Source organism: Thiobacillus sp. SCN 63-57 (assembly GCF_001725555.1).
Lineage (GTDB): Bacteria > Pseudomonadota > Gammaproteobacteria > Burkholderiales > Thiobacillaceae > Thiobacillus.
On record NZ_MEGP01000004.1, the window covers coordinates 82497 to 98008 of the forward strand.

The window sequence follows — 15512 nt, forward strand, 5'->3', positions numbered from 1 at the left end:
CTTACCATCGCGGCCGACCGACGGGAAGTTCGCGGTACAGGTTACGCAGCGCGATCGCCGCATCGGCCGATTGCGGCAGACCGCACGCATAGGCAGCATCCGGATAGCCGATCCGGCGCCCACGCCAGTATCGTTCGATCAACGGATGCATGGATTGCGCATCCTGCAAGGACGGACCCGACCATCGGGTTTCGCCTTGCAGGATGGCGTCGGGCCGGGCTGCCAGCAGTTCTTCCAGCCCGAAACTGCCATACCGGCTGTCGGGAAGGCGGGCGGCGATATTGTCTGCGCCGGAGGCCGCAATGATCTCGTTTGTCAGCGTGCCCTTGCCCGGCACGGCCTGGCTGCCGCTCCATGCGACGACCCGCAGGGGACGCACGGGCTGATGGGAGGCGAGCCACGCCAGTTTCCGGTCCATCTCCGCCAACAAGGCATGGGCCTGGCCAGGTTCGCCCACCGCCAGGCCAACCTGACGGACGACCCGGCGGATATCCGCAAAACTGTTGGCCGCCCCGACTTCGACCACGCGTGCGCCGACCGCCTTTGCCAGCTTGCGGGCCATCGGCGCGGAATCGGTGCCGGCAAGAATCAGATCCGGCTTTTGCAGCAGGATCTCCTCGGCGGTTCCGTGGTTGACGGCGACGCCCGTATCGGCCCCCGGCAACAGGGCCTCGACCGCATCGTGGGCCAGATAGGTGATCGACGCGATCCGATCCTTGGGTACCATCATCAGGAGCAGCACATCGTTGCACAGCATCATCGACATGATCCGGGTCGGCTTCCGGACCGCGACCGGTGCGGGCAACGCGCCGGATGACACGCCGTCCGACGGCAGGCCTTCCGTCCCCGTGGCCGGGCCGGCACAAGCCGGAAGGAGCAGACACATCAACGGCAGGCACGCCAGCCGCCGACACACGCTTGCCGCTTTCAACGACAGCTCATTCTTCCTCGGCGTGGTCATGATGCGCGCGCCACGCGGCAACCAGGTCGCCCGGACTGCGTTGTGCGATCCGCCGCAGGGTCAGGCGGGCGACCGCGCGGCCGCGCCGGGTGGTCGGCCAGGCGAATGCGTCGGGACGGGTTCCCGACGCGACGGCCGCTTCGACGCCGGCACGGATACGCGCCTCGCCTGGCAAGCCATGGCGATCCAGCAATTTCCGGAAGTCGGCGTCCAGTTCGGGTTCGAACGGCACGCGCCGCCCGAGCGCATCGCGCCAGGGCGAACGCGGATTGAACATCAAGACCGGCTGAAATCCACGTGGAATGGGCGCGTTCGCATCGTGGGTCCGTCCCGACTGGATGAGCTTGGGCAGAAGGTGCGTATGCGGACCTTCCGGGCTCTCGCCGTCAGGCGGCGGGATGGCGGCAAAGACCTCGATCCTGCCGGCAGGCGAAATCAGCACCCGGTGGGGCTGGGCACGCAGGACGTCGGCCATCAATGCACCGCCATGGGGGCCGAATACGTCCTGGTTCTGCAACGCGAGCAATGTGTCGATCAGGCGCGCGTCGCGGGTCCGCAGGCAGAACCGCACGTGGCCGATCCCGGCCCCCAGATCGAAGATCGCGGCGTCCCGGTCCTCGTCGCGTACCGCGTCGGTATCGTGTCCCAGCGACTGGATGACGCCTCGGCGCGCCTTGTCGGGAATCGGCAGGCAAAAGGCCAGCGAATGCCCCCAGCTTTCCCCGTCGCCTGACAGGGTGTCGTAAGCCAGCACGCGCGGCTCGACATCCAGGTTGATCCGGATGGCAGCACGCGCCGTGTACAGGCACTGCGCGCTTGCGGTGATCGTCCGCGTGGCGGGCTCGTCGTCGTCCCGGACAAACTCGCCAACCGCACCAAACGTACCGATGCTCCAGCCATGCCGCGTATCGTTCAGCAATCTGCCGACCAACGCCGCATAGCCGCTTGCGTATCGATGCTCGATACTCATTTCGCCCGACATACCCACTCCCGATTCCTGACAATGCGTTCCCGATCCTGGATGACTGGGCAGCTCGGACAGAAACGGCGTCGGAAACCCTTGTGCTGGAGGCAGCACGCCTTGAGTATCTGGCACACCTCCGAACGGTCGCCGCTCGCGATCACATACGTTTCCGGCAGTGCGCGCGCCAACTCCGAATGCCGCGCCAGCAAGGCACGGGCTGCCCTGACGGCCTGTTCACGGTCGCCAAGCAACTCGCCTATCGTGGAAAACTGGGCCAGCCAGGACGAGGCCAGCATCGACCACAAGGCGTGGCGGGAATAGCCGGACCAGCGCCGCAGGCTTTCCAGTACCGGTTCGCTGAACGCCAGGAGACTGGCGAGCACGCCGGGGCCGATATCGGCCGGATTGCGGCTCGCCAGGAGATCGGCCTGCCGGATCCAGACGCCTTCGACCAAGGTGGACGCGGAAAAGCGCAGCGCGAAATCATGGATGCGAAGCGTCCGCCGCTCTGCCAGATAGGCCGCAATGATGGGCCCCGCCGCCCAGCCATGGCGCAACAGCAGTGAAGCCGCGGCTGCCCGCCTGTTTGCGCCGAAACCGGCGTCTGCCAGATGGACGATGAAATCGGCCAGCGCACCGGTTTCCGGCGTCATCAGCGCGTCCGCCTGGATCCAGTCGTCCGGGTCGTGAGGGTCCACCGTAACCCTGAGCGCGCCGGTCAAATGCGACAGTCGTTCGAGCAGTACCGGTACCGACACATCCGGCTGGAAAAGGGCCTGCACCATCTCGCCGCTATGCCGCCTCATAGTGCCCAAAGCCTTTGCTGGTCTGATCGAACGCTTCCGGTTCCCGGCCGAGATAGCGAAAGGCGATATCCCGCCACATCGACAGCCTCGACCAATCCGGCCGCTCGGCAAGCCGGTCTCCGGGCAACACAAAAGGATTGGCGAAATAGATGGTCAGCATGGACACGCCCGCCGCGTTGCGCATCTCGAATCCCCAACTGTTGGGCGCCCCCCGGTCATCCAGTGTGCGAAAGATGCTGGCGTTCGCCGGACGCAACCCACGCATCCGCGCCTCGCGGTCCGAGTCCGCATCGGGGGTGTCCGATCCGATGCACAGATGGAAATGGGGGCCGTTGAACCCGATCGTCAGGAATTCGCCGTCCCGCTCGATCAGGTCAGGCGCACAGGGACACGTCCACTCATACGCCGCGCCACTGACAGACGGGCCAAAAATCAGCTGGTCCCAGTAGCACAGGAACGTGTCCGCCAGAAAATCGTGAAGCGTGTCCGGATCGGTCGGCATCGGCCAGCGATGAACGCGCGGTTTCCCCGCGCCATCCCGTTCGATGATGGGCTTGCGCCCTCCACGCTGTTTTGCCATTCCCGTTCCTTCCGGTTTACCGCCCACCCCACCCTCGACCTCAAAAATCACGGGACAGGGAGGCTGCATCAAGGTGATGCCGCTTCAAATGCATTTACCGGTCCACACCCGCCGCCGGAAACACCATATTAAACAATAAAAAATGTTTTTTCCAGATTAATCCAATATTAATTCATCAATGTTCAAATAAACAAAACATCTATTTCAATAGATTGATTTATATGAATAAAATTCAGGATATTTCGCAGATAGCGAAAAACTATGGCGCTCATAGCTTTCCGTTATTCGCTGGTTAATTTGACAGAATCGATTAAATAAATAAAAATCCGGCAATCAGGTGCCAGAAATGATCTTCTATCGTCCTGGATAAACGGGAATCAGGTGCGTGGCGCAATGCCACCATGCCTGGGCTGCCCCCGCAACGGTAAGCGTTAAACGATGCATCACACACGCCACTGGATTCGTCCGGGAAGGCGATGCATGCGGCGCGAGCCCGGATACCGGCCTGAACCCCGCGTGACCTGCGTCACGCGGCGGATCGTGCAACGTGCCCGCGGGGAATCGGGCACCCAACCGGAAACCATCATGCGTCAAACCTCTCTCGCCCTTGCCCTCGTCACGGGCTTCGCGATACCCGCCTGCGCGGAAACCCTGCCGGAATTCGTTGGCGATACCATCGTGGTCACACCAACAGGCTACTCACAAAAACTCGCGGCCCCCCTGCAACACACTACGGTCATCACGCGTACCGATATCGAATCATCCAGCGCTAGCGATCTGCCCACTCTGCTGCGCCAGGAGTCCGGCGTGGAAATCACACAGAGCGGCGGCATCGGCACACAAAGCGCGATCCGCATTCGCGGATCGGAATCCGATCATGTACTGATTCTTATCGATGGGGTTCGCGTCAATTCAGCCAGCGCTGGCACGACCGCCATCGATCAAATACTGCTGGACGAAGTCGAACGCATCGAGATCGTGCGTGGCAACGTATCAAGCGTGTATGGCTCAGAAGCCATCGGCGGAGTGGTACAAATTTTCACTCGCCAAGGCGATGGACAAATGAAAGTTTCCGGCCGCGTTGGCTTAGGCACAGACAACACCCGAAAACTGGCATTGGCCATTGGCGGTTCTCTAAACGATACACGCGTGCACTTCGGCGTATCGCACATGCAAACCAGCGGATTCTCGAGTGCACGTGCCGAGTTCATACCAAGCCCTTTCGTTTTCGCACCAGCCGATACAGATAATGATGCCTACCGCAACACCACGCTCAATCTGGCGTTGTCACATCGCCTGCAGGCCGGTCATGAAATTGGGATTACAGCTTTCCAATCGAACGGCAATATCGAATTCGACGGCACATCAAGCAACCACAGTGACCAGACCCTCACGGCTTTATCCATATACAGCGACAACCACTGGCTACCAGGCTGGCATAGCCGTATGCAGGTTTCCCAAGGGATTGACGATCTGGTATCTGATTTCAATGGCGTAACAGGCGACCGTTTTAAAACTCGAAATAGCCAGTTCACGTGGCACAACACCGTAGACGCAGGACCCGGCGCGTTGCAGTTGGGTATCGAAGGGTTGTGGCAACGTTTCGATACCAACCAAATCTATAGTGATGACGCCCGCCATGTGAACAGCGCACTCGTCGGATACACCTTGGATGCTGGGGCTCACGACTTACAATTGAATTTACGGCATGATCAGTACAGCGATGTCGGCGGCGCAACGACTGGGTTGGTTGGCTACGGCTATAGACTGACATCCACGCTGCGGCTATCGGCGAACGTGTCCACCGCCTTCCGTGCACCCACCTTCAATGAACTGTACGGCCCGTTCGGCAGTAATCCCGCTCTCAATCCTGAGCGTGCCAGAAGTGGCGAAGCCGGCCTCACCTATAGCGGTGCATATGGGCTGGCGCGCGTCACCGCCTTCCTCACTCGCACTCGCGATCTCATCAATTTCGTTCCGCCGACCTTCACCGCCACCAACATCGATCGCACTGAAAACCGGGGGGTCGAGTTTTCGTGGCAAGGTCGTCTGGCTGGCCTGGATGCGCGGGGAGCGTTAACGCTACAGAATCCCGAAGATGTCGCGACCGGGCTGGGCCTGCTCCGTCGCGCCAACCAATTCGGTAGCGTCTCACTGGGCAGGGATACGGGCGCATTCAACTGGCGGGCCGAAGTACTGGCATCCGGCCCCCATCCCGACATTCATGCCACAACGTTCGATCGCATCACCGTGCCAGGCTATGCGGTACTCAATTTGACGCTGAGCAGGAAACTCGCGCGCGAGTGGACACTCACCGGGAAGCTACAAAACTTGCTGGATAAGGACTACACATTGGTACACGGCTACAACACGCAAGGGCGCGCACTCTTCGTCGAGTTGGCTTACGCACCGAATTAAGGCTTTGCGAAAGTCCCTGAGCATAAATATCCGCCAGAATTGAAACTCGATTACCGGATTACGCTCAGGGCATACTACTGCCAGTCCATTTACCACTGGACCGCATCGATATTCAGTACATCAACAGTAGAAAATTGATCCCGACATACCGCGATTGACCGGCCGCACGCCGCCCCCTATAGTCGCGCCATGCACGCCGAACTCGATACCCTTGAAGCCAAGATCCGCCAGGTGGCCGAGCTGTGCCACACGCTGCGGCAGGAAAACATCGCGCTACGCCAGCAGCTGCTGGCTGCGCAGCAGGACAACAGGCAACTGACGACCCGCCTGGATGCCGCCAGGACGCGCCTGCATGCGCTGCTCGATACTTTGCCGGAGGACGTGTGATGGCCGGCCCCCGCTCGATCGAAATCAATATCCTGGGCCGCGCCTACAAGGTGGCGTGTTCGCGCGAGGAGGAATCGGCCCTGATCGCGGCGGCCGATTATCTCGACGAGAAAATGCGCGAGATCCGCGACAGCAGCAAAGTGATCGGCGCCGAGCGCATCGCCATCATGGCGGGTCTCAATCTGGCGCACGACCTGCTGACCCAGGGCGGCGGCGGCCTGATCGAGGAAGCCCGCATCCGGCTAACCCACTGCAATGCGCTGCTCGATTCCGTACTGGAAGACCAGGACACACTCTTCTGATCCACCATTCCCGGACCCGGTCTCGGCCCCTCCGTGCGGTTGGGCAGCCGCACCCTTTTCGATCCCAAAATGGAATACACTAAGAACGCTCCCTGCGGTGTTCGAGGCTGGTTGCAATTTCTCTGAACCAATGCATACGTGCAAGGCTGCGGTCTATTCCGGTGCGGGTGTGCGCGTGACACGTCTCATGTGCCCAAAGCGCCTTTGATTGCGGCCGTCTTGAACCCAGGTTCAAGAGTCCGCAGCCAGTCACGGCACAGGCGGGGAGCCCTTATTCTCGATGGACAAAACCACCCTCAGACGTCAACTCAAAGCCGCACGCAGCGCGTTCAAACCGGCTGAGCGCCGGCACGCCGCGCGCGCTTCCCTGCGTCTCGCGCTGCGCCACGGGCTGTTGCTGCGGTCGCAACGGGTCGGCTTCTATCTACCGCAAGGCGGCGAATTCGACGCCCACCTCCTGCTCAACCAGGCCCTCTGCATGCAGCGCGAATGCTATCTGCCTATCCTGCCGCGGCGCGGCCGGGTGATGCGCTTCGGCCGGGTGGGCCGCAACACGCGCATGCAGCCCAACCGCTACGGCATCCCCGAGCCGCTGGATGCCAAGCCGCTGCGCGCACGCCAGCTCGACCTGCTGCTGATGCCGCTGGTGGGGTTCGACAAACAGGGCTACCGGCTGGGCATGGGCGGCGGCTACTACGATGCGACGCTGGCGTTCATGCGCCACCGGCGGCTGTGGCGGAAACCGCGGCTCATCGGAATTGCCTACGAATGCCAGCAGGCGGAGACGCTGCCGCACGATCCGTGGGACATGCCACTCGACGCGGTGCTGACCGAGCGCCGGCTGCACCGCTTCATGTCAACCCCTCCCTGACGCGGGGCCTAGTCGCCCAGATAGGCCTGGCGCACTGCCGGATTGGCGGACAGCTCGGCCGCCGGGCCGCTCAGCGTGACGCTGCCGTTTTCCAGCACATAGCCGCGCGCGCAGGTCTTCAGTGCCAGATGCGCATTCTGTTCGATCAGCAGCACCGCCACGCCGCCCGCCGCGATCCGGCGGATGATGTCGAACACCGCCTGCACCATCAAGGGCGCCAGCCCCATGCTCGGTTCGTCCAGCAGCAGCAGACGCGGACGCGCCATCATTGCGCGCCCCAGCGCCAGCATCTGCTGTTCGCCCCCGGACAGCAGGCCGGCAAGCTGTGCGCGGCGTTCGGTCAGGCGCGGAAGCAAGGCATAGACCTGGTCGAGATCGCGCGCGATCTCGGCGCGATCACGCCGGGCGTAGGCGCCCATCATCAGGTTCTCGGCGACCGACATGCGCGGAAACACGCCGCGCCCTTCGGGCACCAGCGTCAGGCCGCGCCGCGCCACCTCGTGCGCCGGCAGCCGGGTGATCGACTGGCCGTCGAAATGCACGTTGCCGCCGTGCGGCGGCAGGAGGCCGCTGACGGCCTTGAGCGTGGTGGTCTTGCCCGCGCCGTTGGCGCCGATGAGGCAGACCATTTCGCCCGGCGCCACCTCCAGGCTGAGTTCGCGCACCGCGTGGATGCCGCCGTAGGCGACCGACAAGCGGTTGATCGCCAGCAACGCGCTCATAGCGTTTCGTCCCCGAGATAGGCGGCGATGACCTTGGGGTCGCGGCTGACCACGTCGGGCGTGCCCTCGGCGATTTTCACGCCGTAGTCGAGTACCGCCAGCCGGGTGCACAAGCCCATCACCAGCTTCACGTCGTGCTCGATCAGCAACAGCGTCAGTCCGTCGGCCTGCAGCTGCAGCAGCAGTTCGCGCAAGGCCGCACGCTCGGCCGGATTCATCCCGGCGGCAGGTTCGTCCAACGCCAGCAGCCTCGGTTCGGTCGCCAACGCGCGGGCAATCTCGAGCCGGCGCTGATCGCCATAGGGCAGGTTTTTGGCCAGGCGATGGGCGTGCTGCGCAATCCCCACGCGCTTGAGCAAGGCATGGGCGCGTTCGCGCGAATCGGCTTCCTCGCGACGCGTACCGGGCAGGCGCAGCACCGCACCGACGACGCCGCTGCTGGTACGCGCATGACGGCCGACCAGCACGTTCTCGAGCGCGGTCATTTCCGCAAACAGGCGGATGTTCTGGAAGGTGCGCGCCAGGCCTGCATGCAGTACCTGGTGCGGCTTGCGGCCGTCAATCCGCTGGCCGTTCAGGCGGATCTCGCCGCGGTCGGTCGAATACAGTCCGGTGAGCGCATTGAACAAGGTGGTCTTGCCCGCGCCATTGGGACCGATGAGGCCGAATATCTCGCCTGCGTAAACCTGCAGCGAAATATCGGAGAGCGCCTGCAAGCCGCCAAATGCCTTGCTTACGCCGGAAACCGTCAACAGCGGCGTCGATCCTGCATCGGGCTTGCCCGATGGAGAGGGAGCGGCCTTGGGTGCACTCATCCCTGCGCGTCGGCGAATTCGCGTCGGCGGCGCGTCGAGGGCAGGAGCCCGGCGGGACGGTACAGCATGACCGCAACCAGCGCCACGCCGAACAGCAGCATGCGCAGATCCGCCGGATCGATATAGACGTGACCGAACAGATTGCGCTGCCAGTCGCCGGTATAACGCAGCGCCTCGGGCAGCAACGTCAGCACCACCGCGCCGAAGATCACGCCGGGAATATGTCCCATGCCGCCGAGGACGATCATGCACAGGATCATGATCGACTCCATGAGGTTGAACGACTCGGGGCTGATGAAGCCCTGGAAGCTGGCGAACAGGCCGCCCGCCAGTCCGCCGAAGGTGGCGCCCATGGCGAACGCCAGCAGCTTCAGGTTGCGCGTGTTGATACCGGTCGCCGCGGCGGCGATCTCGTCCTCGCGGATGGCCACCCAGGCGCGGCCGATGCGCGAATCCTCCAGCCGCATCGAAATGAAGATCACCATCAGCGTGAACAGCAGGAACAGATAGTAGGTGAGATGGATGCCGGTGAAGGTATAGCCGAAGAGTGCATGCGACTGGCTCAGGTCGAAGCTGCCGAGGCGTACCGGATCGATCAGGTTGATGCCTTGCGGGCCGTTGGTGATGTTGATCGGCGCATTCAGGTTGTTCAGGAAAATGCGGATGATCTCGCCGAAGCCGAGCGTGACGATGGCGAGGTAATCGCCGCGCAGCCGCAGGGTGGGCGCACCCAGCAAGACGCCGAACAGCGCGGCCAGCGCGGCACCCAGCGGCAGGACCGCCCAGAACGGCAGGTGCAGGCCGAAATGCGGGCTGGAGAGCCAGGCGTAGACGTACGCGCCCAAGGCATAGAACGCGACGTAGCCGAGGTCGAGCAGGCCGGCGTAGCCGACGACGATGTTCAGTCCCAGCGCCAGGATGACATACAGCAGCGCAAGATCGAGCAGCCGTACCCACGAACGCCCCAATCCGGCGTCGACCAGAAAAGGCAGCAGCGCCAGCCCCAACGCCAGCAAGCCGAACGTCAGCCAGCGCGACCGGGTTTTATTCAAGCTAAGCACGCTCGACAACGCGCGCTCCCAACAGGCCCGAGGGGCGGAACACCAGCACCGCGATCAGCACGAAGAATGCGAACACGTCCTGGTAGTTGCTGCCGAGGAAGCCGCCGGTCAGGTCGCCGATGTAACCCGCGCCGAAGGACTCGATCAGCCCCAGCAGCAGGCCGCCCAGCATCGCCCCGCCCAGATTGCCGATGCCCCCCAGCACCGCCGCCGAGAAGGCCTTGAGGCCGAGCAGGAAGCCCATGTAGTAGTGCGCCAGACCGTAATACGCGCTGACCATGACGCCGGCCACCGCAGCCAGCGCCGAGCCGATCGCGAAGGTGGCGGCGATCACCCGGTTGACGTCCACCCCCATCAGGCTTGCCACCTGGCGCGACTGCGCGGTGGCGCGCATGGCCCGGCCGAGCCGGGTTTTCTGCACCATCAGGATCAGCAGCAGCATGATGGCCGTGGCCAGCAGCAGGATGGCGATCTGCACGTCGGTGATCGACGCGCCGTAGAGCGTGTGCCGGCCCTGCGGCAGGATGGCGGGAAAGGGAAGGTATTGCTTGCCCCAGATCAGCATCGCGACGTTCTGCAGGATGATCGACACGCCGATTGCAGTGATGAGCGGGGCCAGGCGCGGCGCATGCCGCAGTGGCCGGTAGGCGACACGCTCGATCAGGAGACCCAGCGCCACGCACACCGGAATCGCCACCACCAGGCCCGACGCCAGCACCAGCACGCCCGGCAGACCAGGCGCCGCCAGCGCCAGGGCGCCGATCACGGACAGTGCCACCATCGCTCCCATCATGGTGATCTCGCCGTGGGCGAAATTGATGAGTTCGAGTATGCCGTACACCATGGTGTAGCCCAGCGCCACCAGCGCGTAGACGCTGCCGAGCACCAGGCCGTTGATGAGTTGTTGCAGGAAAATGTCCATCTATGCGCCTGCTGAGACCCGGTTGAATTCAGCTCAGCTTACTTGCCGCTTTGCACGGTTTCGAGCGTTTGCCACTTGCCATTCTTCACTTGATACAGCGTCACCGCACCGCCGGCGAGGTCACCCTTGGCATCGAAGCGAATGTGGCCGGTCACCCCTTGATAATCGGTCTTCGGCAGTTCAGCCAGATACTTGGCGGGGTCGCTGGAGTCGGCGCGTTTCATTGCGGCGATCAGCACATGCATGGCGTCGTAGGCATAGGGGGAATAATTCTGGATCTGACCGTATTTGGCTTCGAACTTGGCCTTGAACGCACTACCGCCCGGCATCGCGTCGAGCGGCAGGCCGGGGTTGGACGCCACCGCACCCTCGGCAGCGGCGCCGGCCAGTTCGATGAAATTGGGCGTCTGCGCACCATCGCCGCCGAGGAATTGCGCCTTCATGCCGAGCTGTTTCATCTGCTTGATCATGGGTGCGGCCTGCGGATCCATGCCGCCGAAGAACACCAGATCGGGCGATTTGCCCTTGATCGAAGTGAGGATCGCCATGAAGTCGGTCGAGCGGTCGGACGTATATTCGCGCGCCACCACATCGCCGCCAGCCGCCTTGGCCGCCTTCTCCACCTCGTCGGCCAGCCCCTGGCCGTAGGCGGTCCGGTCGTCGATGATGGCAATGCGTTTCGCGCCCAGTTTGGTCACCGCGTAGTCGCCCAGCACGGTTCCCTGCTGCGCATCGTTGGTCATCACGCGCACGGCGGTGGCCGACGGTGAAATCTGCGGAATGCCGTTGTCGGAATAAATCTTGGAAGCCGGGATCGTGGCACCCGAATTGAGGTGGCCGATCACACCGACCACGCCTTCGTCGACCAGTTTCTGCGCCACGGTGGTGGCGGTTTTGGGATCGGCTGCGTCATCCTCGCTGCGCATTTCGAGCACGACCTTCTTGCCACCCAGCGTGAGTCCGGCGGCATTGATCTCGTCCAGCGCCATGCGCGCGCCGTTTTCGTTGTCCTTGCCCAGATGCGCCTGCGGGCCGGTGAGGGGGGAGGCCTGGCCGATCAACACCACCTGGCTATCGCCATTCTGCTGCGGCTTGTCGCCACATCCTGCGACCAGCACTGCCGCTGCCATCACCCAAGCCAGCCTTTGACCCGTCATCTCGGTCTTCCCCGCAATCAAACTGAAACGGGGAATTTATACCACAAAGCCAGCGGCGACCGGCTTTCCGGAGCACCAGAAAGCACAAGGCCGACGCGAACGCCGGCCTTGTGTTGGCGCGATGCAGCGCCGGATTATTTCAAGCTCAGGATCCAGGTAACGATCTTGTCCGCGTCGGCGACACTGACCTGCGGATTCGGTGGCATGGGAATCTGGCCCCATACGCCCTTGCCGCCGGCCTTCACCTTGGCGACCAGCTTGTCGTGCGCGGTCTTGTCGCCGGCGTATTTCTTGGCGACATCCTTATAGGCCGGGCCCACGATCTTCTTGTCCACGCCATGGCAGGACAAACAGGCGTTCTTCTGCGCCAGGGCCATGGCCGCAGCCGGGTCATCCGCTGAGGCTGCTACGCCGGACATCAACAGCAGCGCAGCAGACGCTGCGGTCATCATCAACTTGTTCATCATTATTACAGTCTCCGTGGAAGTCGGGTTGGGCGCGTTTGAGACATCTCGCGTCTGCAATATTAAGGGAAATCCCTTTCCACGCAAGGCAGGGGCTTGAGTATTTGCTACCAAGCCCCGGGGGTAAAGTTATTCGCGTTCGATCAGTTCGCGGTAAGCATGCCAGCTGGCATGTCCCAGCCACGGAAATATCACCGCCATCGCAATGAAGTCGGTCGCCATGCCGACCACGACCAGACCCGCGATCAACACGCCCCACAACAACATCACCGGGAAATTCAGCCGGGTCGCCATGAAACTGGTGACCAGTGCCGTGGCAAAATCGACCTTCCGGTGCAGCAGCATGGGCAGCGAGACCACGGAGAAGCTGAACACCATCAAGGCCAGCATGCCGCCGAACGCCAGGTAGGCCAGTACGAAATCGGTGTGCTGCTGCACCGCGGACAGGCTCAGCAACTCGGACAGGCCGCCGATGCCCGATCCGTTCAGGAACAGTCCGACCAGAATGGCCGAGATGCGCTCCCAGACGGAGAGCACGAACACCAGCGTCAGCGCAAACAACCCCAGCGAAGCGGGATTGGCGCGCCACGACAACAGGGGAACGAAGAGGCCCGGCAGCTTGTGGTGGTGTTCCAGGCGATGGCTCACACAATAAAACACCGTGGCCAGCACCGGCGCGATGAACAGGAAACCCGAGGTCAGCGCCATCGCCAGGTGCGGCTTGTCTTCCGCCGCATGCACCAGGCCGTATCCCAGCAGTGCAAACACCACGCCATAAAAGAGGCTCAGCGGCCATGCCTTGGCCATGTCCTGCGCGCCCGCACGCAGCCAGTGGAAAGGCTGCTCGAATGTCACGCTGCGGATTGCCGGCAGATTCATGTGCGCGGCCTGCGGATGGAAAACCGGGTGTTCAGTATGTGTGCTCATGCTTGCTCCTGATGACAGACAGACTGTTTGTTTGATAGCAGGCGGCGGCGCGGGTTCCTAATAGCAAATACTGATAAAGCCCTTATTCCAGCACGCTATCCAGGTCGACCACCGGCGGCTGGCAAGCGGTGCCGCTGCAGATCCAGGCCGTGGGACGATCGGGCACCGGCTTCGCCAGCGCATCGGGCAGGGTCAGGCCGTTGGGCAGGGCCAGCATCAGGTCATGCGCGCCGAGCTGCGGTGTCAGCGCGTGCGTCCACGCCTGCAAGGCGGATGCCGGACCGCGCAGCAGGATCACGCGCGGCGGCACCAGGGATTCGTCGAGCACGGCCAACAACGTGGGGTACGCAATGGGCTGCTGGAGCAGATGGGCATGGAACACGTTCAGGCAGCGTGCGCTGGCATCGAGATAGCGCGCCTCGCCGAGCAGGTGGCCCAGCCGCTGCAGGGCGAAGGCCGCCACGCCGTTGCCCGACGGCGTCGCGTTGTCGTAGCCGGGCTTGGGACGCGTGAGGAGCGCCTCGTGGTCATGGCTGGTGAAGAAGAAGCCGCCCGCCTCGGCATCCTCGAAATGCATCAGCAGGGCATCGGCAAGCTCGCGCGCCCAGGCCATGTCGGCTTCGCGGTAGCGGGCCTGCATGGTTTCCAGCAGCGCATCGAGCAGGAACGCGTAGTCGTCGAGATAGGCGTTCAATCGTGCCACGCCGTGCTTGGTGCTGGCGAGCAGGCGTCCGTCGCGCCACACATTCCGATGCAGGAAGTCGACCGCATCCTGGGCCGCATCGATCCAGTCGGGACGTGCCATCACCCGCCCGGCATGCGCCAGCCCGGCGATCATCAGCGCGTTCCAGCTGGTGAGCTGCTTGTCGTCGCGCCCGGGACGCACGCGCGTCTCGCGTGCGGCAAACAGCTTGGCCTGCGCATCCGCCAGCCGCGCCGCGGCAACTTCGTCGCCCAGGCCCAGCTCGGCCGCGACCTCGGCCAACGGGCGCGCCAGGACGGGATTCCAATGCGCATTCTCGAAATTGGGCGGCCCGTCGAAACCGTATACCGGCGCCGCCACGGCGTATTCCTCGGGCGTCAGCAGCGCGCGGACCTCATCAGGCGTCCACACGTAGAACCTGCCTTCATGGCCTTCGCTGTCGGCATCCAGCGCCGAATAGAACCCGCCCTGCGGGGCGTGCATTTCGCGCAGCAGCCAGCCCACGATGCCCTCCGCCGTGTCCCGGAACAGGGCCTCGCCGGTCAGCGCCCAGGCGTCGGCATACAGGTGCAACAGCGGGCCGTTGTCGTAGAGCATTTTTTCGAAGTGCGGGATGATCCACTGCTCGTCGACCGAGTAACGGCAGAACCCACCGCCGAGCTGGTCGACCACGCCGCCCGACGCCATCTTGCGTAGCGAGAACAGCGCCATCTCGCGCGCCTGCGCATTGCTGCGTTGCGCCGCGCCCTTACCCGGATTGGCTTGGCGCAGCAGGAAGAACAGCTCGCCGGGGCGCGGGAACTTGGGCGCACGCGAGAAACCGCCCCACACCGGATCGAAGGCCTGCGCGAGGTCGCGCACGGCTTGCCTGAGCGGCGCGTCGGTCAGCGCCTCATGCATGCCCGCATCCGGCTGCTGCTGCGCGAGCGCGGCGCGTACCGCCTCGTTCTGCGCCAGCACTTCGCCGCGCCGTTCGTGCCAGGCGCGCGCGACGTTTTCCATCAGGTCGATGAAGCCGGGCAACTGGTAGCGCGGCGTCTTGGGAAAATAGGTGCCGGCGAAAAACGGCGTCTGGTCGGGCGTCAGAAACACCGTCAGCGGCCAGCCGCCGCCGCGCTGGGTCAAGAGCTGGTGCGCCGTCTGGTAGATCTGGTCGAGGTCGGGGCGCTCCTCGCGGTCGACCTTGATGTTGACGAACAGGCGGTTCATCACCGCCGCCACGTCCGCATCCTCGAAGCAGTCGTGCGCCATCACATGGCACCAGTGACAGGCCGAATAGCCGATCGACAGCAGGATGGGCTTGTCCTCGCGGCGTGATTTTTCCAGGGCTTCCTCGCCCCACGGGTACCAGTCGACCGGGTTGTCGGCGTGCTGCAGCAGGTAGGGACTGGGTTCGGTAGCAAGACGGTTGGGCATGGCGGCAGAGCCTCGCAGACTAATAGTTGATTAAAT

At 63.4% G+C, this 15512-nt stretch carries 16 protein-coding genes, 1 other RNA gene and 1 riboswitch; of the genes, 5 read left to right on the forward strand and 12 right to left on the reverse strand.

Annotated features, from left to right (window positions below):
• Position 1 precedes the first annotated feature (1 nt).
• From ABT23_RS02185 to ABT23_RS02200, 4 genes are read right to left on the reverse strand one after another with little or no spacing between them, the layout of a single operon-like run.
• Positions 2-961, reverse strand: a complete 960-nt coding sequence (locus tag ABT23_RS02185; protein ID WP_296630505.1) for an ABC transporter substrate-binding protein — start codon at positions 959-961, stop codon at positions 2-4.
• Complete coding sequence (locus ABT23_RS02190) at positions 939-1943, reverse strand: hypothetical protein (RefSeq protein WP_296630508.1); 1005 nt, start codon at positions 1941-1943, stop codon at positions 939-941. The genes ABT23_RS02185 and ABT23_RS02190 overlap by 23 nt, the downstream gene beginning before the upstream one ends.
• A complete protein-coding gene (locus ABT23_RS02195) occupies positions 1928-2731 on the reverse strand; it encodes a hypothetical protein (RefSeq protein ID WP_296630511.1) in 804 nt (267 codons plus the stop codon). The genes ABT23_RS02190 and ABT23_RS02195 overlap by 16 nt, the downstream gene beginning before the upstream one ends.
• Positions 2718-3311, reverse strand: a complete 594-nt coding sequence (locus ABT23_RS02200; RefSeq protein ID WP_296630514.1) for a hypothetical protein — start codon at positions 3309-3311, stop codon at positions 2718-2720. The genes ABT23_RS02195 and ABT23_RS02200 overlap by 14 nt, the downstream gene beginning before the upstream one ends.
• Positions 3312-3629: 318 nt before the next feature.
• Positions 3630-3835: riboswitch (cobalamin riboswitch) on the forward strand.
• On the opposite strand from ABT23_RS02200, the gene ABT23_RS02205 reads away from it, so the two are divergent.
• The 5 genes from ABT23_RS02205 (at position 3792) to ABT23_RS02225 (ending at position 7289) form a co-directional block, all read left to right on the forward strand.
• Positions 3792-5729 carry a TonB-dependent receptor gene (locus ABT23_RS02205; RefSeq protein ID WP_296630517.1) on the forward strand — a complete coding sequence of 646 codons (1938 nt, stop codon included), beginning with the start codon at positions 3792-3794 and terminating at the stop codon, positions 5727-5729. (Overlaps the previous riboswitch by 44 nt.)
• Positions 5730-5918: 189 nt before the next feature.
• Entirely contained in the window at positions 5919-6116 is a 198-nt protein-coding gene (locus tag ABT23_RS02210) for a hypothetical protein (RefSeq protein ID WP_296630521.1), read from the forward strand.
• Positions 6116-6418, forward strand: a complete 303-nt coding sequence (locus ABT23_RS02215; RefSeq protein ID WP_296630524.1) for a cell division protein ZapA — start codon at positions 6116-6118, stop codon at positions 6416-6418. Before ABT23_RS02210 ends, ABT23_RS02215 begins: the two co-directional genes overlap by 1 nt.
• A gap of 86 nt (positions 6419-6504) precedes the next feature.
• Positions 6505-6689: non-coding RNA, 6S RNA (gene ssrS, locus ABT23_RS02220), on the forward strand.
• 9 nt (positions 6690-6698) lie between these two features.
• Positions 6699-7289 (forward strand): 5-formyltetrahydrofolate cyclo-ligase, encoded by a 591-nt coding sequence (locus ABT23_RS02225; protein WP_296630526.1) that lies wholly within the window; start codon positions 6699-6701, stop codon positions 7287-7289.
• 8 nt (positions 7290-7297) lie between these two features.
• Here the strand turns inward: ABT23_RS02225 and ABT23_RS02230 are convergent, their stop codons facing one another.
• The 8 genes from ABT23_RS02230 to ABT23_RS02265 all read right to left on the reverse strand — a co-directional run bounded on the left by ABT23_RS02230 (position 7298) and on the right by ABT23_RS02265 (position 15476).
• Complete coding sequence (locus ABT23_RS02230; protein ID WP_296630528.1) at positions 7298-8011, reverse strand: ABC transporter ATP-binding protein; 714 nt, start codon at positions 8009-8011, stop codon at positions 7298-7300.
• Positions 8008-8826, reverse strand: a complete 819-nt coding sequence (locus ABT23_RS02235; RefSeq protein ID WP_296630532.1) for an ABC transporter ATP-binding protein — start codon at positions 8824-8826, stop codon at positions 8008-8010. Before ABT23_RS02235 ends, ABT23_RS02230 begins: the two co-directional genes overlap by 4 nt.
• A complete protein-coding gene (locus ABT23_RS02240) occupies positions 8823-9878 on the reverse strand; it encodes an ABC transporter ATP-binding protein (protein WP_296630535.1) in 1056 nt (351 codons plus the stop codon). Before ABT23_RS02240 ends, ABT23_RS02235 begins: the two co-directional genes overlap by 4 nt.
• Position 9879: 1 nt before the next feature.
• On the reverse strand, positions 9880-10809 hold the full coding sequence (locus ABT23_RS02245) for a branched-chain amino acid ABC transporter permease (protein WP_296630538.1): 930 nt from the start codon (positions 10807-10809) through the stop codon (positions 9880-9882).
• A gap of 38 nt (positions 10810-10847) precedes the next feature.
• On the reverse strand, positions 10848-11966 hold the full coding sequence (locus ABT23_RS02250) for a branched-chain amino acid ABC transporter substrate-binding protein (RefSeq protein ID WP_296630541.1): 1119 nt from the start codon (positions 11964-11966) through the stop codon (positions 10848-10850).
• A 134-nt stretch (positions 11967-12100) separates the two neighbouring features.
• Positions 12101-12433 carry a c-type cytochrome gene (locus tag ABT23_RS02255; protein WP_296630545.1) on the reverse strand — a complete coding sequence of 111 codons (333 nt, stop codon included), beginning with the start codon at positions 12431-12433 and terminating at the stop codon, positions 12101-12103.
• A gap of 126 nt (positions 12434-12559) precedes the next feature.
• On the reverse strand, positions 12560-13357 hold the full coding sequence (locus tag ABT23_RS02260; RefSeq protein WP_296630548.1) for a DUF2189 domain-containing protein: 798 nt from the start codon (positions 13355-13357) through the stop codon (positions 12560-12562).
• An 82-nt stretch (positions 13358-13439) separates the two neighbouring features.
• Positions 13440-15476, reverse strand: a complete 2037-nt coding sequence (locus ABT23_RS02265) for a thioredoxin domain-containing protein (RefSeq protein WP_296630551.1) — start codon at positions 15474-15476, stop codon at positions 13440-13442.
• Positions 15477-15512 lie beyond the last annotated feature (36 nt).